We start from the raw sequence: 22,429 nt of genomic DNA, 5'->3' as shown, positions 1-22,429 counted from the left end.
TTTAAAAGTAAAATTTGTTAAATTTGGTCACAATATTAACATAACCCAAAAAAGCCACGCCTATATAAGAAAACTACTTTTTAGAAAATACTCCAAATTTTAAAACAAAACTAAAAAAGTAGTTATTATGGCTGATCTGCATACTCCAGACGCTCTATTAGTAAAAAATTATGTTGACGGTAGCGAAGCTGCACTGGCGACATTAATAAAAAGGCATGAATCTAAGATATATGGTTTTATATATTCTAAGATTGCTGATAGAGATATTTCAAATGATATTTTTCAAGACACATTTATTAAAGTTATTAAAACTTTAAAAAGCAATTCGTATAATGAAGAAGGTAAATTCTTGCCTTGGGTAATGCGTATCTCTCATAACTTAATCGTAGATCATTTTCGAAAAACAAAGAAAATGCCAATGTACAGAGAAACAGAAGAGTTTTCTATTTTCTCTATTATGTCAGACGATGCATTGACAATAGAAGGCAAAATGATTGTAGATCAAGTCGAGATTGATTTAAAAAAATTAATCGAAGAACTTCCAGAAGATCAAAAAGAAGTATTGGTAATGCGCATGTATCAGGATATGAGTTTTAAAGAAATCTCAGAAGTAACTGACGTAAGCATCAATACTGCGCTAGGGAGAATGCGTTACGCGTTAATGAATTTGAGAAAAATAATAGAAAAACATCAAATTATTTTAACCGACTAATACTATTTTGATAATTAGCCCGTTATACTAGTATAAAACATTTTGAATAGTATGGGGAAAATTTACTCAAAAAAAGCACAAGCTTCTAAAAATCTTAAACCTAAAAAAGAAGTTGTTTCTTTTTTATTGAATTATTCTAAAGCCTTGACAGTAGTTAAGATTGATGATAAAAATTTTGAGATTATAGCTAACTAAACAGCCCACTGCTCCTGTCGGATGTTTATTAAAACAAACCAAATGGTCGTTTTGGTTGAAGAACTCACTGTTCGTATATTTTATTATACAAACAGTGAGTTTTTTGTTTGTTTATATTCATAAATAAAAAATATAAGTATTTTACAGCATTTTTCTTCTGTTTTGTTAAAATTTAACATTATGATGGGAATTAATGTGTTTATTTACTTTTTAATTCTATTTTAGTTAAAAAACTAATTTTTATTTCGTTTAATGCGCTTTTAATAAGTGTTATTCGTATTGTGAAATTTGTTTGTATAGAGAATTGTATAAATAATAAACTAAGAATTAAATATTTAACCCAAAAAAAAATTATTTATGAAAAAAAACTACCCTGCTTTATTACGTTAGGTTTTGATGCTAATTTGATTTTGAGAAAAATATTTGAACCAGCAAATGTTTACTCAAGATAATAGTAAGGATAATTTTTAAACCAGTTTAATTATCTGTTTTGCTATTTCTTAAAAGAAAACAAGAAAATCATTTAACCACCAAAACTTAACCGAAAAATGAAAGAGAATATTAAAGTGCTATCATTCTTATTGATGATAAGCATTGGCGCATTTGCACAGAAAGACAAAATTAAAGAAGCTCAGTCTTTATTTGATAAAGGAAATAGCCAGGAAGCTTTGGCAATTTTAACTAAAACAGAATATCTTATTCTTAATGCTTCTGATGAAGATAAATCAGATTACTACTTCTTAAAAGGAAATGTTTTAAAAGATTTAGCTGTAAAAAATATAGATGCAGCTAATAATTTTACATTAGCGTCGCAATCGTATCAAGATGTATTTTTATACGAAAACGAATCAGGAAAATTTAAATGGACAGTTAAAGCAAATATGGCTTTAAAAGATATGAAAGCCAGTCTTGTAAACGGCGCAATGGCCGATTTTAATGCTGGAAAATTTAAAGAGAGCGCAGAAAAAAGTTATAAAGTATATCAGTTTGATAAAAAAGACACCATAAACTTGTATAATGCGGCATCTTCGTCTATAAATGCAAAAGATTTCAATGCAGCAGTTACTTATTATGAACTTTTGAAAAAGATTAATTTCTCTGGAAAAGGAGTTTTGTATTATGCTACAAACAAGAAAACAAAAGAAGAAGATGCCTTTGTTTCGCCAAAAGCTAGAGAATCAGCAATTCAACAAGGATTTTATGAAAAACCAAGAACAGAATCTGTACCGTCTAAAAAAATAGAAGTAAACAATAATCTTGCTTATGCATACCTTGAAAGAAAAGATTATCCTAAAGCCGAAGCGGTATATAATTATGTTTTAGAATTGAGTCCAAATTATGTAGATGCCTATATTAATCTGGCTTACTTAAAACTACAAATGAAGAAAGATTTAGCCGATGAAATTTCTTCACTAGGAACTACTCCAGCTGAGATGCAGAAGTACGATAAGCTTAGTGCAAGAAAAGATGATATTACAAGAAGTGCAATTCCATATCTGAAAAAAGTACTTACACTAGAGCCTAAAAATTCAGATGCAACAAAAACATTGCTAGGTGTTTATAGATCGCTTGATATGACGGCAGAATATAATGCTTTAAAAGCGGGAATGTAAATAAATTGCGTAATGAGAAAATTTGATAATTAGAAAATTTCTATAGATTCTGAACACATTGCCTAATTTTCTAATTGGCACATTAAAGCACAAAGATTTTTAATCTTTGTGCTTTATTTTTTTGAAACTGTTTTTTCAAGTTCTTCAATGAGAGATTTCTTTCCGACAGTTTTGGTGATAATATCTTTTTCAAGATTCCATCCACGTGCTGGCGAATATTCTCGGCCGTACCAAATAATCTGCAAATGCAAGTCGTTCCATAATTCTCTCGGAAATAATCTTTTGGCATCTTTTTCGGTTTGCGCTACATTTTTTCCGTTAGATAAATTCCATCTGTACATCAATCTGTGAATGTGTGTGTCAACAGGAAAAGCTGGAACACCAAAAGCTTGTGACATTACTACACTTGCTGTTTTATGGCCAACCGCGGGTAAAGCCTCAAGCGCTTCAAAACTCTGCGGAACTTCTCCGTTGTGTTTTTCAATCAAAATTTCAGATAAACCGTGAATTCCTTTAGATTTCATAGGAGATAAACCACACGGACGAATAATTTCTTTAATTTCCTCCACCGACATTTTAACCATATCATACGGATTATCGGCCTTTGCAAATAATAAAGGTGTAATTTGGTTTACACGAACATCGGTACATTGTGCAGATAATAAAACAGCGATTAAAAGCGTGTAAGGATCCTTATGGTCAAGCGGAACAGGTATAGTAGGATAGAGTTCTTTTAATTTATCAATAACAAATTGTACGCGAGCTTCTTTATTCATTTCCGTATTTTTAATGTTGTAAAAATAGTATAATTTTAATGATGTGCCTAATCCAGCTTTCCGTTTCAACTCCTCATTATGCTAGTTACATTTTTTTGCATTTAAAAGAGCTTCCTTCGGTCGCTTTTTAAATGCAAAAAATGTAAACTATCATAATTCCGGGGTTTCAACTGCAATCTGGGGCATGAAAAAAGTTTTGAGTTATGAGTTATCTTTGTTAATCTAAAGTCTAAAATCAACAATCTAAAATATAAAAATATGACAACATTAAAAGCAGGAGATAAAGCGCCAAATTTTTCTGGAATAGATCAAGACGGAAAAACACACAAATTGGTAGATTACGCAGGAAAAAAATTGGTTGTTTTCTTTTATCCAAAAGCGAGCACTCCAGGCTGTACAGCGGAGGCATGTGATTTGAGAGATAATTTTCATCGTTTTCAAGCTAATAATTACGAGCTTTTAGGAGTGAGTGCTGACAGTGCAAAAGCACAAATTAAGTTTAAAGATAAATATGAATTACCTTTCCCATTAATCGCAGACGAAGACAAATCAGTTATTAATGCGTTTGGAGTTTGGGGACCAAAGAAATTTATGGGAAGAGAATACGACGGAATTCATAGAACAACTTTTGTAATCGACGAAAAAGGAATTATCGAAGAAGTAATCGAAAAAGTAAAAACAAAAGAACACGCTTCGCAGATTTTGAAATAATTGTTTCAAGTTTCATGTTTCAAGTTATCTGTTGTGACTTATATTTAAACGCAAAGCACGCTAAGATATACGCAAAGTTCGCAAAGCTTTATATAGATTAAGCTTTGCGAACTTTGCATTTTTGGCATAAACGTAGACAAGAAAACTTAGCGTGCTTTGCGTTAAAACTAAACGTCATGTAAAACAACTTGAAACCTGAAACAAAGAAAACTTGAAACAAAAAAAAGTCCCAAGGAGGGACTTTTTTATTATTGCTTATTTTGTTCTAATTCTTTCTCAGGATGATATCCAAAAAGATGATGTTCTTTAATGATTTCTGGAATACCTGGAGGAAGCATTGGTTCCCAACCCGTTTTACCTTGATTAATCATTTTTAAAATTTCTCTAGAGAAAACATCTAGGATATTTGGATCGTAGTCTTCAATGTCAACCACTTTTCCGTTGAATTTAAAGAATTTATATAATTCTTTCATTCTAGGATGAACCTTCAAATTGTTTGAGTTCATTAATGTTCCATCTTCATCTAGCATTGGGTATAAGAATACTTTCATGTCACGGTAGAATAATTTACCGAAAGCTTCTAAGATTCCTCCACTTAAATGACGATAATACTTCTCGTCAAAAATATCAACAAGGTTATTTACACCCATTGCCAATCCCATACGAGCTTTAGTGTAATTTGCGAAATATTCTACAACTTTATAATATTCTTGGAAATTCGAAATCATAACGGTCTGACCAAGCGAACAAAGCAATTCGGCTCTGTCCATGAAGTCACGTTCGTCAATTTCTCCATCAGAACGTAAATTCGAAAGTGTGATTTCAAAAATAACAAGCGTATTGTTTTTTTCGACTTTATTCTCTTCAAGAAACATTTTTAATGATTTCTCATACATATCCATGTTTACTTTGGTAACAGGACGAAAACTTCCTCTTAAGGCTAAAAGGTTCTTTTTGTATAAGATAGCTGCTGGTAAAATATTTTTTCCTTCTGGGTTAAACATTACGGCATCTGTCATTCCGTTTTTAACCAATTGTAAACTCATTAAACGATTGTCTACATCGGCAAAACGAGGTCCAGAAAAGTTGATGGTGTCGATCTCTAATTGATCTTTATCTAAGTGATCGTATAAATATCTAAGTAATCGTTTAGGATCATTGTATTTGTAAAAAGCACCGTAAATTAAGTTAACTCCTAAAATTCCCAGTGTTTCTTGTTGTAATCTAGCGTCAGTCTCTTTAAAACGAATATGAAGGATAATTTCGTTATAAGCTTCGTCTGGTTCAATTTGGTATCTAATTCCAACCCATCCGTGACCTTTGAATTGTTTGGCAAAATCTATTGTTGCAACGGTGTTAGCGTAACTGAAAAAAAGTTTTGTTGGGTGTTTTTCTCGGCTTAAACGCTCTTCGATGATTTGTCCTTCATGGGTAAGCATTTTTTTTAAACGCTCTTCGGTAACGTATCTTCCATCATTTTCGGCTCCATAAACCGCATCACTAAAATCTTTATCATAGGCAGACATAGCTTTTGCAATAGTTCCCGATGAACCTCCAGATCTGAAAAAGTGTCTAACGGTCTCTTGTCCAGCGCCAATCTCAGCAAATGTTCCGTAAATATTTTCGTTTAAATTAATGCGTAACGCTTTGTCTTTTATAGAAGGAATCTGTTCGATGACCTTGTCACCCTTGAGTTTTATTTCTGTACCCATTTTGTTTTAAATAGATTTGTTACAAAGTTAGTAAATTAGGAGTCTAATGAAAGAGAAATAATCTATTTTTGTAAAAAAATTAAGTTCAATTGAAGGTTTATTTTTTAGGTACAGGTACTTCTCAAGGCATTCCAATTATCGGAATCGATCATCCAGTTTGTAAAAGCACTGATGCTAAGGATAAAAGGCTTCGTGTATCCATTTGGATAACATGGGACGAGCATTCTTATGTTATTGATTGTGGTCCTGATTTCAGACAGCAAATGCTTTCTTGTGAATGTCGAAAACTCGATGCGATTCTTTTTACCCACGAGCATTCTGACCACACTGCTGGTTTAGACGATATTCGCCCATTTAATTTCAGACAAGGAGAAATTCCGATTTACGGACATAAGCGTGTTTTAGATAATCTAAGACGCCGTTTTGATTATGTTTTCGAGACCGTAAATAAATATCCAGGAGCTCCAAGCGTAAAAACAATCGAAGTGCAAAATAATGCGCCTTTTGCCGTTGGAGATAAAATGGCAATTCCGATAAATGCTATGCATGGTGATTTACAGGTTTTCGGGTACAGAATAGAAGATTTTGCTTATTTAACCGATGTAAAAACCATTGAACAAGCTGAAGTTGAAAAACTGAAAGGAATTAAAGTTTTGGTGGTGAATGCTTTGCGTGTTGAACCTCACGATACTCATTTTAATCTTCAAGAAGCGCTTGATTTTATTGATCTGGTTAAACCTGAGAGAGCCTATTTAACGCATATTAGTCATGTTTTGGGCTTTCATGAAGAAGTCCAGCAGAAGCTTCCTGAAAATGTTTTCTTAGCATACGACAATCTAGAAATTACAATTTAATTATACCACACAATGAAAAAATCCTTAATGCTTTATCTTTTTATTCTTGCCATTTTAATGAATGTGTTTACTTATGCGTTCTACAGCGGTGAAGTAAAATTTGCGCAGAATAGATATGATAAAACAACTAAGAAACTAAGAGATAGTATTAATCTAGTAAAGACTCAATTGGCAGAGGCTGATTATTTTTCTTTAGAACATAATGAAAATGCACAAAATTACTTTGATAATAGCGCTTCTGGCGGAAAAGTGATTCTATATGAAAAATTGATTCCAGTTGTAACCGAAAAGTTATTAGATTTCAATTCAAATCCAAAAGGGAATCCTTATACAGGTCAGGATATGATTGATGGAAAGAAATTCATCATCAATAAAGTAAAAATTTTAAACCACAGATGGATCATTGCAGATTACAGTAATGGCGAATTATGGGGGGAAGTCTTGTTAAAATACTTTGTAGATAACGACGATAATATTACCTTTGAAGTAAATCAAACTTGGTTATATCAAAAATAGGATTTTATAATCCTATTTTTTTTTGAACTTTAAATAAATTTAGGATTATGAAAAAGATGTTTTTGTTTTTGATTATAGCAAGTGCAATTTCTTGCGGAAAAAAAGTTTCTCAAGAAAATACAAGTACAACTCCGAAAGAGACGCAAAAAGAAGTTGCGGTAGGAGGAGATTCCGATTCGCATGGCTGTAAAGCTTCTGCTGGATATACTTGGTCTACGCTTAAAAAAGAATGTATTAGAGTTTTTGAAAACAGTACAAGACTAAATCATGCTGAAGATGGAAAAACGTATTCTACTGTTTCCTACGTAATTTTTGACGGAAATAAAGCTGAGCTTTTTCTTGATACTCAAAAAGAATCAATCATCCTTGAAAGAAAATCAGAAGGTGATTCTTGGGTTAACGGCGATTGGCAGTTAATTCCTTGGAAAGGATATGTTCTGAAAAAATCAGGGAAGATACTTTATACTGGAGAATAAAGTTTACAGTCACAGTCGCAGTTTTCAGTTAGAACTTTGTCAACTTTTTTTGCTATTCAAAACTGAAAACTGCGACTGAATACTAAATAATCTCTTTAATAAAATCAGAAGCAACAACCTGAGCAAATTCTTCATTTAAACTTGCTAAAGCGGTTTGGTGTATTAATTCGGCAGAGAAATCTTCTCCGTTTAGACCTTTTTTATTAAAAGTTGCTGTTGCATCTGAAACCAAATAAACATTGTAACCAAAATTTCCAGCCATTCTTGTTGTTGTAGAAACACAGTGATCTGTAGTTAAACCGACAATTACAAGATTTGTGATTTTGGCAGTGTCAATTAGCTCTTTTAAATTCGTTCCAATAAAAGCACTATTGACATTCTTTTTGATGATTGTTTCTCCTTCAAGAGGTTTTACAATATCCTGAAATTCATTACCTAAATTTGTTTCGTTTAAAATCGAATTTGGATTTGAAGAACAATGCTGTACGTGAAAAATGGGCAATTTTTTAGTTCTCCAAAGCTCTAAAAGTTCGCCCGCTTTTTCTTCTGCTGTAACATTATTTCGATCTCCGCCCCAGTAGGCAACATCATGAAAACCTTTTTGAATATCAATTAAAATTAATGCAGGATTATTAAGTTTTGAAATGCTCATTTTATAAAGGATTTAGAGGAAACTGCGACTGAGAACTGCGGCTGAAAACTAGCTAAGCAACCAATTCTTAAAATCAAAGAAATTCTGAGGAGCAACTCCATGTCCAACAGGATATTCTTTATAAGTAAGCGGAATATTTAATTTTTCTAAAGCAGCAGGTGTTTTTCTGGCCCATTCAATTGGAATAACTTGATCTACAGTTCCGTGTGAAGCGAAAAACTTTAAATTTTTGAAATCATTGTTTTCAAAACCTTCTTTGATGATTTCTTCATTAAAATAACCACTCATTGCGACAACTCTCTGAATTTTTTCTGGATAAGAAAGCGCTGTTGCATAACTTAAAATAGATCCTTGGCTAAATCCGATTAAAGTGACATCATTAGCATCAATTGGATAATTTGCTACTAATTCATCAATAAACTTTGCAATTAAATCTCTTGAAGTTTTTGCTTGTTCATTATCTGAAAATTTATTTTGGTCGGCATCAAAATTAATCGCATACCAAGCATAAGCGCCATATTGCAAATCGTAAGGAGCTCTGGCAGAAATGATATAATAATTATCAGGAAGTTCAGAAGCAAAAGAGAATAAATCGGCTTCGTTGCTGCCGTATCCGTGCAATAAAAGCAATAACGGATTTTTATCTAAAATTACTTTTGGTTCTCTTTTTTTATATTCTAAAGATAGATTCATTTTTTTTAATTGTGAATTGTAAGTTGTGAATTGTAAATTTTCAGTTCTTAACTTTGACAAAGTTTTGACGTTTTTTAGTTTGGAATTTGGTACTTAAAAATTGGAATTTTAAAAAATTATCCAATTTTCTTAAACCATTTTTGAAATAAATTTCCAACCAAAGGAATAGGTGTCATTTGCCCTTGAATAGCATTAAAAATACCAAAAGCCCAAAGAATTGAAATACAGATCCACATTGGGAAAGTAATGAAGAAACTATCAAAATTGCTGATGATTGCTCCTAAAGAAATAAAGGTTAAAGATAAGCCTAAAGCCTGACGGATATGAAAAGAAGCAAAGCTGTTTTTGTTTTCAGAATTCATACTCATGGCGATTAAAACACCAATGATAAGAATGTAACTCGTAATGGCAATTGGTTTTCCTTCTTCGACTGAATTATTCATTTTATTATTTTGTAACTAATTGATTTTGATTTAAAATTCCATATACAGAACCTTTAAGTTCAGTTCCTAAGAAAGCAGAATTTTTAGATTTTGAAAGAATGTTTTCTTTTGTAAAAGTTGATTTTCCTTCTGCTGTAAACAAAGTTAGGTTTGCTTTTGCACCTTCTTCGATAACATTGTTTTGTAAACCAAAAACGTTTCTCGCAGCAATTAATTTTGCTACAATCGTTTCTACAGGTAAAACGGTCAATAAGGCTCCAAAAGCACTTTCTAAACCAATTGTTCCGTTTTTGGCAGTATCAAATTCCATTTTTTTGAATTCAATATCAATTGGGTTGTGGTCTGAAGTAATCATGTCGATTGTTCCGTCTGCAATTCCGTTAAGTAAAGCTTGTCTATCAACTTCTGTTCTTAATGGCGGAGTAACTTTAAAACGAGTATCAAATCCGTCCAGTTTTTCATCAGTTAAAACCAAATGATGTACAGATGCACTGCAAGTTACGTTTAAACCTTTCGCTTTCGCTTCTCTAATCAATTCAACCGATTTTGCTGTAGAAATTGTCGGAATATGAAGTTTTCCTCCAGTATATTCCAGTAAAAATAAATTTCTTGAAATTTGCAGCTCTTCGGCTAGATTAGGAATTCCTTTTAAACCTAATCTTGTAGAAACAATTCCTTCATTAGCAACTCCATTTCCTTTAATGTTTGGGTCTTGAGAGTAGGCAATTACCAATCCGTCAAAATCTTGTACATATTGTAAAGCGATTTTAAGGATATTAGCATTGTCAATACTTTTGTTATAATCTCCAAAAGCGATTGTTCCCGAGTTTTTCATATCAAAAAGCTCTGCCATGTCTTTTCCTTCGCTGGCTTTTGTTAAAGCGCCTATTGGGAAAATTTCTGTTGCAAAACCATTTGCTTTACTTTTTACGAAATTTACTTGTGACTGATTGTCAATAATTGGCAACGAATTTGGTTGTAATGCAATCGCTGTAAATCCGCTTTTTGCAGCAACATTCAGTCCGTTTGCGATCGTTTCTCTGTCTTCATAACCCGGTTCTCCAAGTGAAACACTGCTGTCAAACCATCCTTGAGAAACATGAAGATCGTCAAATCGTACTACTTCTGCATCGTCATTTGGAAGCGAAACGCCTATTTTTTCTATTACACCATCTGCAATTAAAAGATCAACGGTCTGATTGTGAAACGGACTTTTTGAGTCGATAATTTTGGCGCTTTTGATGATTAGTTTCATATGTAGATATTTTTTTGTCGTAAAATGATTTTTGTAAAAAGTATAATGCCTTTAAAAGAAGCACAAATTCTATTTCACAAATTTTATAATTGCTATTTCTAATGCTAAAAATAACAGTGCAAAGATAACAAACCATTTCCAAATTTGGCTGTCAGTTCGTTCTGTTTGTAACGTATTAAAAATAGTTGAAATGGTATCGGCTGTTTTGAAATCAGAAACCACATTAGTGTTTACTTGACTTAAATCACTTTCGGTTCTTTTGTAATTAAAACTGATGTTTTCAACCCATTCTTTTTTATCAAAAACACTATAATTTCCAGCTGTTTCAGGGAAATCATTAAAAGTTAATTTGACTTTATTATTTAAAATCTGCTGAATCGGAATAAACGAATCATCTGTTCCTTTTACTTCCAAAATAGCATCTTTAGTCAAAAGAACGTCAACAAAATAAGGCTGATTGTTTCCAATTGTCAAAGCATTTACGCCAGTTTTTTGATTGTTTTGAGCGATTTTATAAAATAACGGAACAATTAAAGGCGATTGCTGAAAATTTGAGTTGGCACTGTTTATTGGCGCTGTAAAAACCGCTATTCCAGAAACCTGACTTTGAACAGCAGTTACAAAAGCAGTTTGATCTTCAAACGAAAGAACGGCTGGATAAGAACTCGAAACGGCAAATGAACTATTTACTTTAGGATATTGGAAATTGGTTATTTTGTTTTCGAAAACGCCCGAAAATAAAGGATGATCAAAATTAATTTTAGTGATCAATTTAGCGTTGGTCTCTAAATTTCCAAATTGAATTTTTCCAAAATTCCCCAATAATGTATTTAAGCTAGAAAGAGAAGTTTTCTCAGACGGAATCACAACTAAATTTCCGCCTTTAGAAACAAAAGCTTTTAAAGTTGTTTGCAATGCTTGCGGAATATCAACCAATTCATTTAGAATAATAGTATTTTGCTTTTCTAAACTATTATAATCTAGAGCACTAATTGAGTAGTTGTTATAATTGAATTCTGCTGAAGTATAAATTCTCGACAAGAAATTGCTTTTTTCGGGTTCGCCAATACTGATAACGTTTGTTTTTTTATTTTTTGAAATGCTAAAAAATAGTTTGTTATCGTAAGTAAGACCATTGTCTTCAATAACTACATATCCGTGAAAAGCTTCTTTCGGAATGGTAAAATTGATTTTCTTTTTCTTCGTATCAAAATTGACAATAGTTTTAGCAATCAGTTTGTTTTGATTGTAAAGTGCCGTTGAAACAGGTTTGAAATCTTCGCCATAAGCTGATAAATTGATGCCAATTTCGTAGAAGTTTTCTAAAGTTTGATTGATGTAGACGCTGTCAATTGAAACATTGTTTTTTTGTTCTGCTTCGGGAACAATGAAGTATGGTTTTTCGTCGAAATCTATAGTTTTAATAGCTGCTTCTTTTAAACCAACAGCATCTGTAATAATTACAATGTCTTTTTTATGAGCCGATTTGTGTGCTTTAATTTTGGCTGTAATTGCTGAAAGATCAAAAGGAGAAGCACTATATTTTAAGTTTTGTAAAGCGCTTTTAGATGATTTAATATCGGTGTTCCAAAAGTTTTCGGTGTTGGTTAAAAGTGAAAACTGAGTGTTTTCTGGAGTGTTTTCAAGTAATTCTTGAACGGCTCTTTTTAGTAATTCTCCCTTTTTGCCTTTTGCCTCCATACTGAAAGAATTATCCAATACAATATACATCTCGTTTGAAGCGTTCTTACTGTCGGCAGCTTCAAAAAAAGGCTGTGCAAACGCAATAATGGCGCAGGTAAGCAACAGTAAACGTGTCGCTAATAAAAGACGCTTTTTAATTTTAGAACTTTTACGAGTCTGAATAGCAAGCTCTTTTAAAAATCGTACGTTGGTGAAATAGGAAGTTTTAAATCGTCTTAATTGAAATAAGTGAACCAAAATTGGAACGATCAATAAAAACAGAAAGTATAGAATTTCGGGATGTTTAAAATGCATTCTGGCTTCGATTTACTTCACTACGTTTTGTTTTTCGCGAAGATGCAGGTCAAAAATACAAATTAAAATTATTTAAACCATATAAGTTCATATAGAGATTATAAGGAAATAGCAAATAAAGACTTACATAACTTATATGAACTTACAAGGTTCTAAAAAAATATCAAAAAATGTAACTTTTGTAATTTCTTTGTAACTTAGGAGTTCCTTCAAGCAGATATTATTGCTTATTTTAGCTAATTCAAAAAAAATAAAAATAAACTATGAAAAAAATATATCTAGTATTATTTTCAGCTTTATCATTAACTGCGGTTAAAGCTCAAAATAAATTTAATTTACTGGTTGGAACTTATACGAATACTTGTCAAAGCAACGGAATTTATGTGTACGATTTTGATGCTTCGACTGGTGATTATAAATTGAAGGGTTCTTCAGAAAATGTTGTAAGTCCGAGTTATTTGTCGGTTTCAGCAGATAATAAGTTTATTTATGCCGTAAACGAAAATGGAACTCAAAGTACAGTAAGTGCTTTTTCATATGATTCGCAAGCTGGAAAGATCAGTCTTTTGAATAAAAATGATGCTTTAGGGGCAGATCCTTGCCACTTAATAAATGATGATAAAAATGTAATTGCAGCCAATTATTCTGGCGGAAGTATTGCTGTTTTTAAGAAAAATCCAGATGGAAGTATTACAGAAGCTCAGCAGTTGATTCAGCATGAAGGAAAAGGACCAAATGTAGCACGTCAGGAAAAAGCCCACGTGCACATGGTTGTGTTTTCTCCAGACAAAAAGTTTGTATTGTCAAATGATTTAGGTTTGGATAAAGTGTTTATTTACAAATACAATCCAATTGCAAAAAATGAAATTCTGACTTTAAAAGGAAGTGTTGATGTAAAACCAGGAAGCGGACCAAGACATTTAACTTTCAGTAAAGACGGGAAATTTGTGTATTTGGTTCAGGAATTGGATGGAACTTTAACAACATTAAGTTGGGATAAAACGGGAAGTTTAAAAGTAGTTGCTGAAACAAGTATTCTTCCAAAAGATTTTAAAGGCGGAACGGGAGCAGCGGCAATTAAACTTTCACCTGACGGAAACTTTTTATATGTTTCAGACCGTGTAGATGCCAATGCTATTTCAGTTTACAAAATTCTTAAAACAGGAGCTTTAGAATTAGTAGAGCAGCAAAGCACTTTAGGAAAAGGTCCACGTGATTTTGCAATAGATCCAACAGGAAATTATCTTTTAGTAGGACATCAATATACTAATGATATAGTTATTTTTAAAAGAGACATAGCAACAGGAAAAATTACAGACACTGGAAGAAGAATCCAGATGTGTTCGCCAGTTGGGCTGTTGTTTACGAAAATATAGCGTAAGGTTCAAAGTGTCAAAGGCTCAAAGGTACAGAGGTTTATAACTGTACTTTTGAGCCTTTGTTATTACTTTGTCACTTTGTTCCTTTGAACCTTTGTAACTAAGAAAAAATAACTTGTTATTTTTTCTTCTTCTTTTCATTTCTCGTCTTCAACATATTTCTGTTAACAGAACCATGTGTTTTCTTTTTTGTTTTTGAAGGCCCGCCAAGATTGACTTTTTGGTTCTTTTTAGATTTTTCGTGAAAAGCGCCGTCACCTTCTAGTTTCGGTTTTTTCATTAAAAATTTTCTTGGTAATTTATCTTTTTCCGCTTCAATAAGCTTCTCTGAAATTTCTACTTCTTCAGGGAAATCAGCGATTTTAAGTTCCTGATTCATTAAAAGTTCAGTTTCTATTTTGAATTCCTCCTCTCTTGGAGTAACAAAACTGATTGCGGTTCCTGTTGCATCTGCACGACCTGTACGCCCAATTCTATGCATGTAAAGCTCTGGTTCTTCTGGAAGTTCAAAGTTGATTACGTGCGTAATATTAGAAATATCCAAACCTCTCGCCATAACGTCGGTTGTAATTAAACCACGAAGATTTCCTTCTTGGAATTCAGCCATTGTACTCAAACGATAGTTTTGAGATTTATTAGAGTGAATTACACCAAATTGTCCGTCAAAAAGCTCATCAATACGATTGAAAAGCATATCTGAAATCTTTTTGTTGTTTACGAAAACTAGAATACGACTCATACTTTCGTCGGTTTCTAGTAAGTGTTTTAAAAGATTTACTTTGGTATTGAAATTCGGAACATTATAAGTAATCTGAGTAATTTTCTCAAGAGGAGTTCCTGATGGTGCTAATGTTACTTCTTCAGGAAAATCAAAATAATCATTTAAAAGATCATCAACTTCATCTGTCATCGTTGCCGAGAATAGAATATTTTGACGTTTTGTTTTCATCATTGCAAAAAGCGAAGTCAGTTGTGGTCTGAAACCTAAATTCAGCATTTCGTCAAACTCGTCGATAACCAGTTTTTGTGTTTCGTCAAAGCGAACTACGGCATCAAGAGCTAAGTCCATAGTACGTCCTGGAGTTCCAACTAAAATGTCAACACCTTCGTAAACGGCTTTCTTTTGTGTATTGATGTTTACGCCTCCGTAAATACCTAAAGTTTTAACCGACATATATGTAGTCAATTTTTCTACTTCTTCAACCACCTGAACTACTAATTCGCGGGTTGGCACAAGGATTACGATTTTTGGCGTGTTGGTATGTGTAAATTTGTACAGCTTTAAAAGAGGCAGTAAATAAGCAAATGTTTTACCGGTTCCGGTTTGTGCAATTCCCATCATATCACGACCAGACATGATTACAGAAAAAGATTTTTCTTGAATAGGAGTAGGCGTAACAAATCCTAATTCGTCAACTGCTTTTTGTAATGATTTTGGAAGATTGAATTTTTCGAAAGTGCTCATTTGCTTTAAATTTTGTGCAAATGTACGTTAAATTCATGGTTTTTTGTTGAATTTGTAATTTTTGATGTCTTTTGTCACTCTGAGCGAAGTCGAAGGGACTTGCTAATTGGAAACTTGGGCTTCGACTTCGCTCAGCCTGACAATCGTATAATTTTAGATCTTAAACAATTTAAAACCCTTCAAAAACTCCCAAACCAAACAAAGCAAAATCGTATTTTACAGGATCTTGGGCATCCATTTCTCTTAATTTGGTATCTAATTCCAATAAAGCTTTAGCATCATTTTGCTTTCGCGAAAGAATGCCAAGTTTTCGAGCAACATTTCCAGAATGAACGTCAAGAGGACAAGACAAAACAGATGGTGAAATGCTTTTCCAAATTCCCAAATCGACTCCTTTTGAATCTTGACGCACCATCCATCGCAGATACATGTTAATTCTTTTTGCCGCTGAATTATTTAAGGGATCTGAAATATGTTTCTGAGTTCGAGCTAAATGATCTGTTTCGAAGAATATTTTTTTAAATTCACTAATGCTTTTCTGCAGACTGTCTTTTTCCTGATTTTTAGCAAAAACAGATTCTAGTCCGTTGTGATTTTCGTAGATATGTTTTAGGCCTTTTATGAAACCTGCAAAATCATGTCCGTTAAAGGTTCTGTGCACAAAAGTTTCTAGTCTTGTCAAGTCTTCGTCAGAATGTGACATAACGAAATCGTAAGGTGTGTTTCCCATTAATTCCATCATTTTATGCGAATTCTTAATAATCATTTTTCGGTTTCCCCAAGCAATTGATGCGCTAAGAAAACCAGCAATTTCAATATCTTCTTTTTGAGTAAAGAGATGCGGAATTTGAACAGGATCACTTTCTATAAAATCCTGATTATTATATTGGATGACTTTTTCGTCTAGAAATTCTTTGAGTTCTGTACTATTCATTTTTAGTAAGGTCTTTGGCGTAAAATCCGTCTTTTAAATTATTGGTGCGCATTTGCGGAATAATATGATAATATTTTTCAAAATAATCCAGTTGCTGTTTGTCAACGCAAGGAAGGTCACCATTACCATTTGCCCAGAAAAAATCATTTTTTACAGGAGAATTATATTTTAGATTTCCTAACTGAATAGATTCAAAGGGAGTACTGCTTTTTGAGTTTTGATACGGAAAAACAATGTTTTTTATAGAAAAATTGCTGATTTTCAACATGAATTTATGACTGGAGAAACCATTAAGATTTACAGAGAAAAACAGTACAATGCAAGTTGGAAAGAGGGATGCGATGAGAATATATTTGATTGCATTTTTGCCATAAAAAATACATGTAAAACAAAAGAGGGAAAAAAACAATATAAAGTTCATAAAGAATCGATACTGAGGCGAAGTCAACCCTAATAGGAGTAATTGTAAGACCATTACAAAGTAAAGAATCCAAAGCGCTTTTTTGTTTTGGTATTTATAAATGAAAAAAGGCACAATCAGTATTAAAAAAACACTTATTTTATTGAATAACCCGTGCAATTTTGGCATAGAGAGCCAATGTAAAAATAATTCGGCAAGAGTCATTTTATTGTATTGTGATGCACTTACAAAAAAGCCGTAATACTTAACCTGATCGTAATAAAAATCTTGTATTACATTCGGAATTGCGTAATCTGCTGTAAAAGAATTAATCTTTGAAGGAAAAATTGGCGCCCCGCAGATAATCATATTTTTTATTATAAAAAGAGCGGCAATCAAAATGGTGAGCATCGCTGGTTTTAGCAGTTTTTTTGAAAGTGAGCTAAAATGATACCCCAAAAGAATAATTGGGATTACAGCAAAAGTTAAAGTCGTATTTTTTATATAAAGCAGAAACAGGACAAGTATTACAATAAGATTGAAAGTTTCAGAATTTGTGTTCTTGAAATTTTCTAAGAAATAGAAGAACAGAATAAATGAAAAAACATAAACGGGAATATCTGGAGAAGGCGCACTTATGAATTGAAAAAAGAAAATATTGAATAAAGGCAGCAATCCGACTAGTAAATAGTTTTTATTGTCATTTTTGCTGTATTCGTTGAGTTTTTGAATAGAAAATATATTTCCTAATAATAAGCAAAAGCCACTTAGATCATTAAAATTTTTGTATAAAAAAGAAAAGCTAAAAACACTTTGCGTAATATGCCAACCGCTTGTCTGTCCATAAAATAAATGAAGATTTACAAGTCCTTTTACAAAGCCATATTCGTTAAGCCATTTTATAGTTTGAATATAATAGGATTCATTATCAATTACAAAAGGAATTGAAGAACATTGTAAAATAATAAGAACTGAAATAACAGTTAGAATAATTTGTAAGCTTTTTTGTAACTGCTGTAATTCTAATAAAAATGACTTATAAACATTAATAATCTGATTGTAAAATTTCAGTAATAGAAAAACATTCAGAAGTAGTAAAATAATATGAAATTCAATATTAATTCTTCCAAAAATAGCCCAAATGCTTGCAAGAATAGTTGCTGAAAATAATCCTAGGATAGAAGTAATTACAAAATTTTTAGTATTGAGGTTTAGCATCTTATCCAAACCAAAACCTAAATTAATGGTTGTAAATAAAATATAAATCCAGCTAATCGCAATTAGAATCATTAATTAAGAATTTGTCCGTCGGACATTACTAATTTTCTATCAGCCATATTGGCCAATTCTTCGTTGTGAGTTACAATTACAAAAGTTTGTCCGAATTCGTCTCGAAGCTGAAAAAATAATTGATGCAAGTTTTCGGCAGAATGCGTGTCCAGATTTCCTGAAGGTTCGTCTGCAAAAATGACATCTGGTTTATTGATTAAAGCTCTTGCAACTGCAACACGCTGCTGTTCTCCGCCCGAAAGTTCGCTAGGTTTATGGTTGATTCTATGTGAAAGTCCGAGATAAGAAAGGAGTTTTCTTGCTTCTTCTTCAGTTTCGGCTGTTTTTTTGCCTGCAATGTGAGCTGGAATACAAACGTTTTCTAAAGCTGTAAATTCAGGCAATAGTTGATGAAATTGAAAAATGAAACCTAAATTCAAATTTCTAAAATCAGATAAAACTTTGTCTTGCTTGCTTTTCTTTTTGAAGTAACGATTATAGTAAAAAAATAATAGAAGAGAAGGCATGAGAATTATTGCCCAAGTACCATAGCCGAAAATGTTGTTTTCTATTTTACTTCTAAAAAACAATACAAACACTGCCAATGAAATGAAATAAAAGACTCCTAACCAAGTAATGATTTTGAAGGCTTTTTTCTGATTTGAATTGTCATTTTTGATATTTTGCAGTTCTAAAACATTTTTACCATTGATGGTTAGAGAGGAGTCTGGGTTATGGTCTGGTTTGTCAAGAGTTCCTAAAATCTGCAATAAAGTAGTTTTACCAGCACCCGAAGCTCCAACTATAGAAACAATTTCGCCTTTTTTAATATGTAAATCAACTCCTTTTAAAACTTCAAGTTTGTCGTAGAATTTATGTATGTTTTTTGCGTGTATCATGTAGTGAAACTGTTTTTACAAAGAAACGAAGATTATGGTCAAAATCAAATTCTAAAAATCAAATTCCAATATGTAAAAATCCAAATTCCAAAAAGAGCGGAGTGACTTTTCTAAAATCGGTATATAAATTGATATGGGAATGTTGGAAATTAAATTTAATAAATAAGTAAAACTACTTTGAAGAATTATTTTTAATTTCGATTAACTTAAAAGTGAATATGTTATGCAAGATTTAGAAGTTGCAGAAGATGATAGAATGTCAAAACTGCTTATTGGATTGGTTTTGGATGGAATTGGTATGATTTCTTTTTCGATTCCGTTTCTTGGTGAATTTTCAGATGTGGTTTGGGCACCTATTGCTGCGATAATTATGGCAAGAATGTATAAAGGGAGAGTAGGGAAAGTTGCTGGTGTTTTGACTTTTCTTGAAGAAATATTGCCTTTTACAGATGTAATTCCGTCTTTCACTTTGACATGGATTTATACTTATTTTTTTCAGAAAAAATAGAAAAGACGGCTCAAAGCCGTCTTTTTTTGTATGTTGCTATTGCACAATTATTTTCTTCACATATTGTGTTTTCTTTGTCTGAGGATTTAAGACTTTAATCAAGAAAACTCCTTTTGAGTGTAATTGAATATTCTCTGGTGTGTTTCCTCTAATTTTTTGCTTTAACAATTCTTTTCCAAAAACATCATAGATTTTTAAATCTGAAACTTCTGTTTCTTCGCTCTCAATGAGTACTGAGAAAGTTCCTTTACTTGGAATTGGCCAAACGTTAAAAGCATTATTTTTATTTTCTTTAATAATATCGTCTGTTCCTAAAGTTAAACTTTGTCCGCTAATGATGTTTACTTTTCTTTTCATAGTTCCTCCTTCAGAATCGGTTACAGTAAATTCAAAAGAGCACAATCCGTTTGAAGCAGGAGTAAAGGCAACAACATTAGTATTTAGAGTTGCATTTCCGTTTATTACATTTGAAATTGTATAAGAAACTCCATTTGTAAAACCTCTAGATAATTTTTGAATATTAATGTCTATTTTGTTTCCGTTTGGAGATTCGTAATGAGGCAAAGACATCCATTGTAAATATTTGTCCAGATTGGTATAACCATCTAAATCAGGATCTGCATTAGCGTCTGAGAAATCTCCAATTGCAGAGTTTACATTTGTTCCAATGATGTTTTCCCACCAATTTGGCAGTCCGTCCTGATCTGAGTCCCAGTTTGAATCTCTAACTTCTGTTGGATAACTTTCAAAACCTCCAGCATCAGCTTCATTATCAGGGAATCCAGGTTTTCCTGTTACGCTTCCAACTGCAGAATATGTTCCGTTTAATGTTTCTGAGATGATTCGCTGATCATGATCGTCAAATTCAGGCTGTGTGCACCCAACATCAGAAAGAACAATTTTATATGCATTTTTTGCAGATTGGGTAGTTACATAAGAAGGGAAAAATGGTGTATTGACGAAGTTATCATAAGGAACCGTGTTACCTGAAGCTTTTCTGCCCAGTGTCTGATTGCTTTCATCGAAATAGCCGGGCATTACATTTCCGTTAAAATAGCATCGTTGCATTCCTGTTCCAACGCCTTCATTTTGCTGATTGAAAGCAACAAATATTTTGGATCCTGCACCTGGTTTGTAATAGTTGTTTACGAAGTTAACTTCTTTTGTTCCCCCGTCAGTTGTTCTTCCTCCCCAGTTGTAAACCACATTATTGGTAATATCCATTCGTCCTGTATAAGCGCCACTGCCGTCTAATCCGCCACCAAGACTCCAGTTTCTACCATAACAATGCGCTAATAGATTATGATGAAAACTTCCAATATCACCGCCAATTGTGGCAGCATAACCGTGTTCTGTTCCTGCTGGATAGTTTTGATGGTTTGCTGCATTTAGAGCTTCAGAAATAAGTGTTCTCTGAAGGGTTATATTTTTCCCAGATCTTGAACTGAAAGATTCGTCAATTGTCCAACTAATAGAGCAATGATCAATGATGCTATTATCAGCTCCTGTAAGCCCCATTCCGTCATAAGTTGGTCCAGCGCCAATTCTAACTCTTAGATTTTGCACGACGGCATCATTTCCTGTCACGCCAAAAGGAGCAGAACGAATACAAATTCCTTTTCCTGGTGCAGTTTGTCCAGCTACAGTTACGTAAGGCTGGCTTAAAACAAGTCGAGATTGCAATTGAATGACTCCAGAAGTATTAAACACAATTGTCCTTGGTCCAATGTCATTTGTAATAGCTTCGCGAAAACTTCCTGGACCGCTGTCGTTTAGATTAGTTACAGCGACTACTTTTCCGCCACGTCCTCCACGTGCAAAACGGCCATATCCTTCGGCTTCAGGAAACGCAAGCTGTGCGGGACGAAAGCGCCAAACATTTCCCTTTTCAACTCCGTTTGCTAAAACTTCGTCAATACGCCAATAATAAGTTGCGCCTGTATATAATCCGTTTACTTGATAAGAATTGTTGGCTAGAGCTTGATTTCCTTTGAATTCTGGAGAAGATGTTGTAGCATTGTCAACAGCTGTTTGGTCTGTTCCAAAGTATACATTATGAGAAACAGCGCCAGAACCGACAGTCCATTGCAATAATTTTCCAGTAGATGTTAATTCTACATGTTCGTCGTTTTGTTTCGGATCTGGATTTGTTGCTTGATGCGAAATATTAGGTGTGTTTAATTCAAAACCATTAAAGATGAAGTTTTTTACACTTTCTGTTCCTGAAGTTTCTGCGGCGATTAGAATTGTAACATCGGTTCCTGTCGTAGCTTGAAATTTTAAATAACTAGATGCTGCATCGGCAGTTTTTGTAGCTCTTACGGTTGGAATTAGATTATCAACTACTAAATTTCCATTAACAGAAATATCAATTGGACTGAAGGTACTTGTCGTTGGGCTGTCAACGTTGTTGAAGAAAGTTAATAATGTATGTTCTCCTGTAGCTAAACCGCTTATTTTAAGTTCGATTTGAGCACCTAGATTTGCGGTTGTGCCTTTTACTGTAAGTCCGTCACAGACCAATCTGGCATAGTAAGGAGCCTGAATTCCTGCTTTGTACCAATTGGTTCCCAAAGCATCTCCGTTGTTTCCAACGCGAGTAATAGTAAATGTAACTCCATTTTCAGTATAGGTGCTAGTATTGCCAGAAGCGATTACCCAAGCGGTATAATCAGGGTCGTTTACTTCTGCTTTAGGTCTTCCTGACTGATCAAAATCAATTTTTACAATCGGATTTTGGGCAAAAATCTTGTTTACCGGCGTAAGTAGGCAGATTACTGCCGCTACTACGGAAAGTTTTAAGTAATTTTTCAGCATGTCAAATTGTGGTTTGGTTAGTAAGCAATAATTTATGTCGAAGAAATTAAAAGGTTGATTGTCAGTTGTGAATAATTAATTTCGACTATTGTAAAGTTTATTATTACTTAAAATAAAACTATCCTGCACAATGCTGTTCTGCTTGATGTATT

Annotated in this window: 20 protein-coding genes and 2 pseudogenes; 9 read left to right on the top strand and 13 right to left on the bottom strand. The window is 33.0% G+C overall.

All coding sequences use genetic code 11. The features are described 5' to 3' along the window. Window positions 1-127 precede the first annotated feature (127 nt). The 3 genes from LPB248_RS03645 (at window position 128) to LPB248_RS03635 (ending at window position 2,520) form a co-directional block, all read left to right on the top strand. On the top strand, window positions 128-712 hold the full coding sequence (locus tag LPB248_RS03645; protein ID WP_177210226.1) for an RNA polymerase sigma factor: 585 nt from the start codon (window positions 128-130) through the stop codon (window positions 710-712). 51 nt (window positions 713-763) lie between these two features. Then, window positions 764-907 (top strand): hypothetical protein, encoded by a 144-nt coding sequence (locus tag LPB248_RS03640; RefSeq protein WP_167511684.1) that lies wholly within the window; start codon window positions 764-766, stop codon window positions 905-907. Between the two features lie 548 nt (window positions 908-1,455). Further along, entirely contained in the window at window positions 1,456-2,520 is a 1,065-nt protein-coding gene (locus LPB248_RS03635) for a tetratricopeptide repeat protein (RefSeq protein WP_177210225.1), read from the top strand. Window positions 2,521-2,633: 113 nt separating this feature from the next. Here LPB248_RS03635 and LPB248_RS03630 read toward each other — a convergent pair whose 3' ends face one another. Further along, window positions 2,634-3,296 (bottom strand): endonuclease III domain-containing protein, encoded by a 663-nt coding sequence (locus LPB248_RS03630; protein WP_177210224.1) that lies wholly within the window; start codon window positions 3,294-3,296, stop codon window positions 2,634-2,636. A gap of 258 nt (window positions 3,297-3,554) precedes the next feature. On the opposite strand from LPB248_RS03630, the gene bcp reads away from it, so the two are divergent. Next, on the top strand, window positions 3,555-4,007 hold the full coding sequence (bcp, locus tag LPB248_RS03625) for a thioredoxin-dependent thiol peroxidase (protein WP_177210223.1): 453 nt from the start codon (window positions 3,555-3,557) through the stop codon (window positions 4,005-4,007). A gap of 248 nt (window positions 4,008-4,255) precedes the next feature. Here the strand turns inward: bcp and LPB248_RS03620 are convergent, their stop codons facing one another. Further along, a complete protein-coding gene (locus LPB248_RS03620) occupies window positions 4,256-5,719 on the bottom strand; it encodes a TonB-dependent receptor (RefSeq protein WP_177210222.1) in 1,464 nt (487 codons plus the stop codon). Window positions 5,720-5,808: 89 nt separating this feature from the next. Between LPB248_RS03620 and LPB248_RS03615 the strand changes: the two genes are divergently transcribed. Genes LPB248_RS03615 through LPB248_RS03605 form a run of 3 tightly spaced genes read left to right on the top strand, consistent with a single transcriptional unit; the run spans window position 5,809 to window position 7,565 of the window. After that, the gene (locus tag LPB248_RS03615; protein ID WP_177210221.1) at window positions 5,809-6,573 is read left to right on the top strand and encodes an MBL fold metallo-hydrolase; all 765 of its coding nucleotides are present in this window, start codon (window positions 5,809-5,811) and stop codon (window positions 6,571-6,573) included. Between the two features lie 12 nt (window positions 6,574-6,585). Next, a complete protein-coding gene (locus tag LPB248_RS03610; protein WP_177210220.1) occupies window positions 6,586-7,089 on the top strand; it encodes a hypothetical protein in 504 nt (167 codons plus the stop codon). 47 nt (window positions 7,090-7,136) lie between these two features. Further along, complete coding sequence (locus LPB248_RS03605; protein ID WP_255463004.1) at window positions 7,137-7,565, top strand: hypothetical protein; 429 nt, start codon at window positions 7,137-7,139, stop codon at window positions 7,563-7,565. An 82-nt stretch (window positions 7,566-7,647) separates the two neighbouring features. Here LPB248_RS03605 and LPB248_RS03600 read toward each other — a convergent pair whose 3' ends face one another. From LPB248_RS03600 to LPB248_RS03580, 5 genes are all read right to left on the bottom strand, one after another. Next, the gene (locus LPB248_RS03600) at window positions 7,648-8,217 is read right to left on the bottom strand and encodes a cysteine hydrolase family protein (protein WP_177210219.1); all 570 of its coding nucleotides are present in this window, start codon (window positions 8,215-8,217) and stop codon (window positions 7,648-7,650) included. A 48-nt stretch (window positions 8,218-8,265) separates the two neighbouring features. Then, window positions 8,266-8,910 (bottom strand): alpha/beta hydrolase, encoded by a 645-nt coding sequence (locus tag LPB248_RS03595; RefSeq protein ID WP_177210218.1) that lies wholly within the window; start codon window positions 8,908-8,910, stop codon window positions 8,266-8,268. 116 nt (window positions 8,911-9,026) lie between these two features. Next, a complete protein-coding gene (locus LPB248_RS03590) occupies window positions 9,027-9,353 on the bottom strand; it encodes a hypothetical protein (protein ID WP_177210217.1) in 327 nt (108 codons plus the stop codon). Window positions 9,354-9,357: 4 nt separating this feature from the next. After that, window positions 9,358-10,608, bottom strand: coding sequence for a dihydroorotase (locus LPB248_RS03585; protein ID WP_177210216.1), 1,251 nt, complete (start codon window positions 10,606-10,608; stop codon window positions 9,358-9,360). A gap of 69 nt (window positions 10,609-10,677) precedes the next feature. Next, entirely contained in the window at window positions 10,678-12,606 is a 1,929-nt protein-coding gene (locus LPB248_RS03580) for a BatA domain-containing protein (protein WP_177210215.1), read from the bottom strand. A 263-nt stretch (window positions 12,607-12,869) separates the two neighbouring features. On the opposite strand from LPB248_RS03580, the gene LPB248_RS03575 reads away from it, so the two are divergent. Beyond that, a complete protein-coding gene (locus LPB248_RS03575; protein WP_177210214.1) occupies window positions 12,870-13,982 on the top strand; it encodes a lactonase family protein in 1,113 nt (370 codons plus the stop codon). A 121-nt stretch (window positions 13,983-14,103) separates the two neighbouring features. Here LPB248_RS03575 and LPB248_RS03570 read toward each other — a convergent pair whose 3' ends face one another. The 5 genes and pseudogenes from LPB248_RS03570 to LPB248_RS17120 form a co-directional block, all read right to left on the bottom strand. Next, window positions 14,104-15,450, bottom strand: a complete 1,347-nt coding sequence (locus LPB248_RS03570; RefSeq protein ID WP_177210213.1) for a DEAD/DEAH box helicase — start codon at window positions 15,448-15,450, stop codon at window positions 14,104-14,106. Between the two features lie 169 nt (window positions 15,451-15,619). Beyond that, on the bottom strand, window positions 15,620-16,384 hold the full coding sequence (locus tag LPB248_RS03565) for a TIGR02757 family protein (protein ID WP_177210212.1): 765 nt from the start codon (window positions 16,382-16,384) through the stop codon (window positions 15,620-15,622). Further along, window positions 16,377-18,074 (bottom strand): LIC_10190 family membrane protein, encoded by a 1,698-nt coding sequence (locus LPB248_RS03560; protein WP_177210211.1) that lies wholly within the window; start codon window positions 18,072-18,074, stop codon window positions 16,377-16,379. Before LPB248_RS03560 ends, LPB248_RS03565 begins: the two co-directional genes overlap by 8 nt. Beyond that, window positions 18,074-18,523, bottom strand: a pseudogene (locus LPB248_RS17125) (ABC transporter ATP-binding protein); the annotation flags it as partial. The gene LPB248_RS03560 and the pseudogene LPB248_RS17125, both read right to left, overlap by 1 nt. Window positions 18,524-18,739: 216 nt before the next feature. Continuing rightward, window positions 18,740-18,952: pseudogene (locus LPB248_RS17120) on the bottom strand (ATP-binding cassette domain-containing protein); the annotation flags it as partial. 223 nt (window positions 18,953-19,175) lie between these two features. On the opposite strand from LPB248_RS17120, the gene LPB248_RS03550 reads away from it, so the two are divergent. Next, a complete protein-coding gene (locus tag LPB248_RS03550; protein ID WP_177210209.1) occupies window positions 19,176-19,460 on the top strand; it encodes a hypothetical protein in 285 nt (94 codons plus the stop codon). Window positions 19,461-19,496: 36 nt separating this feature from the next. On the opposite strand, the gene LPB248_RS03545 is transcribed toward LPB248_RS03550, so the two are convergent. Then, window positions 19,497-22,277, bottom strand: coding sequence for a T9SS type A sorting domain-containing protein (locus tag LPB248_RS03545; protein ID WP_177210208.1), 2,781 nt, complete (start codon window positions 22,275-22,277; stop codon window positions 19,497-19,499). Window positions 22,278-22,429 lie beyond the last annotated feature (152 nt).

It is taken from the genome of Flavobacterium sp. LPB0248, from assembly GCF_013388355.1.
Taxonomy (GTDB): Bacteria; Bacteroidota; Bacteroidia; order Flavobacteriales; family Flavobacteriaceae; genus Flavobacterium.
Note: the sequence above shows the minus strand (reverse complement) of the source record. Positions and strands in the feature narration are given on the sequence as shown.

Excerpts from the sequence above, each read along its gene's own strand:
- LPB248_RS03645 (WP_177210226.1), top strand. The coding sequence starts at position 128 with ATGGCTGATCTGCATACTCCAGACGCTCTATTAGTAAAAAATTATGTT.
- LPB248_RS03640 (WP_167511684.1), top strand. The coding sequence starts at position 764 with ATGGGGAAAATTTACTCAAAAAAAGCACAAGCTTCTAAAAATCTTAAA.
- LPB248_RS03635 (WP_177210225.1), top strand. The coding sequence starts at position 1,456 with ATGAAAGAGAATATTAAAGTGCTATCATTCTTATTGATGATAAGCATT.
- LPB248_RS03630 (WP_177210224.1), bottom strand. The coding sequence starts at position 3,296 with ATGAATAAAGAAGCTCGCGTACAATTTGTTATTGATAAATTAAAAGAA.
- bcp (WP_177210223.1), top strand. The coding sequence starts at position 3,555 with ATGACAACATTAAAAGCAGGAGATAAAGCGCCAAATTTTTCTGGAATA.
- LPB248_RS03620 (WP_177210222.1), bottom strand. The coding sequence starts at position 5,719 with ATGGGTACAGAAATAAAACTCAAGGGTGACAAGGTCATCGAACAGATT.
- LPB248_RS03610 (WP_177210220.1), top strand. The coding sequence starts at position 6,586 with ATGAAAAAATCCTTAATGCTTTATCTTTTTATTCTTGCCATTTTAATG.
- LPB248_RS03605 (WP_255463004.1), top strand. The coding sequence starts at position 7,137 with ATGAAAAAGATGTTTTTGTTTTTGATTATAGCAAGTGCAATTTCTTGC.
- LPB248_RS03600 (WP_177210219.1), bottom strand. The coding sequence starts at position 8,217 with ATGAGCATTTCAAAACTTAATAATCCTGCATTAATTTTAATTGATATT.
- LPB248_RS03595 (WP_177210218.1), bottom strand. The coding sequence starts at position 8,910 with ATGAATCTATCTTTAGAATATAAAAAAAGAGAACCAAAAGTAATTTTA.
- LPB248_RS03590 (WP_177210217.1), bottom strand. The coding sequence starts at position 9,353 with ATGAATAATTCAGTCGAAGAAGGAAAACCAATTGCCATTACGAGTTAC.
- LPB248_RS03585 (WP_177210216.1), bottom strand. The coding sequence starts at position 10,608 with ATGAAACTAATCATCAAAAGCGCCAAAATTATCGACTCAAAAAGTCCG.
- LPB248_RS03580 (WP_177210215.1), bottom strand. The coding sequence starts at position 12,606 with ATGCATTTTAAACATCCCGAAATTCTATACTTTCTGTTTTTATTGATC.
- LPB248_RS03575 (WP_177210214.1), top strand. The coding sequence starts at position 12,870 with ATGAAAAAAATATATCTAGTATTATTTTCAGCTTTATCATTAACTGCG.
- LPB248_RS03570 (WP_177210213.1), bottom strand. The coding sequence starts at position 15,450 with ATGAGCACTTTCGAAAAATTCAATCTTCCAAAATCATTACAAAAAGCA.
- LPB248_RS03565 (WP_177210212.1), bottom strand. The coding sequence starts at position 16,384 with ATGAATAGTACAGAACTCAAAGAATTTCTAGACGAAAAAGTCATCCAA.
- LPB248_RS03560 (WP_177210211.1), bottom strand. The coding sequence starts at position 18,074 with ATGATTCTAATTGCGATTAGCTGGATTTATATTTTATTTACAACCATT.
- LPB248_RS03550 (WP_177210209.1), top strand. The coding sequence starts at position 19,176 with ATGCAAGATTTAGAAGTTGCAGAAGATGATAGAATGTCAAAACTGCTT.
- LPB248_RS03545 (WP_177210208.1), bottom strand. The coding sequence starts at position 22,277 with ATGCTGAAAAATTACTTAAAACTTTCCGTAGTAGCGGCAGTAATCTGC.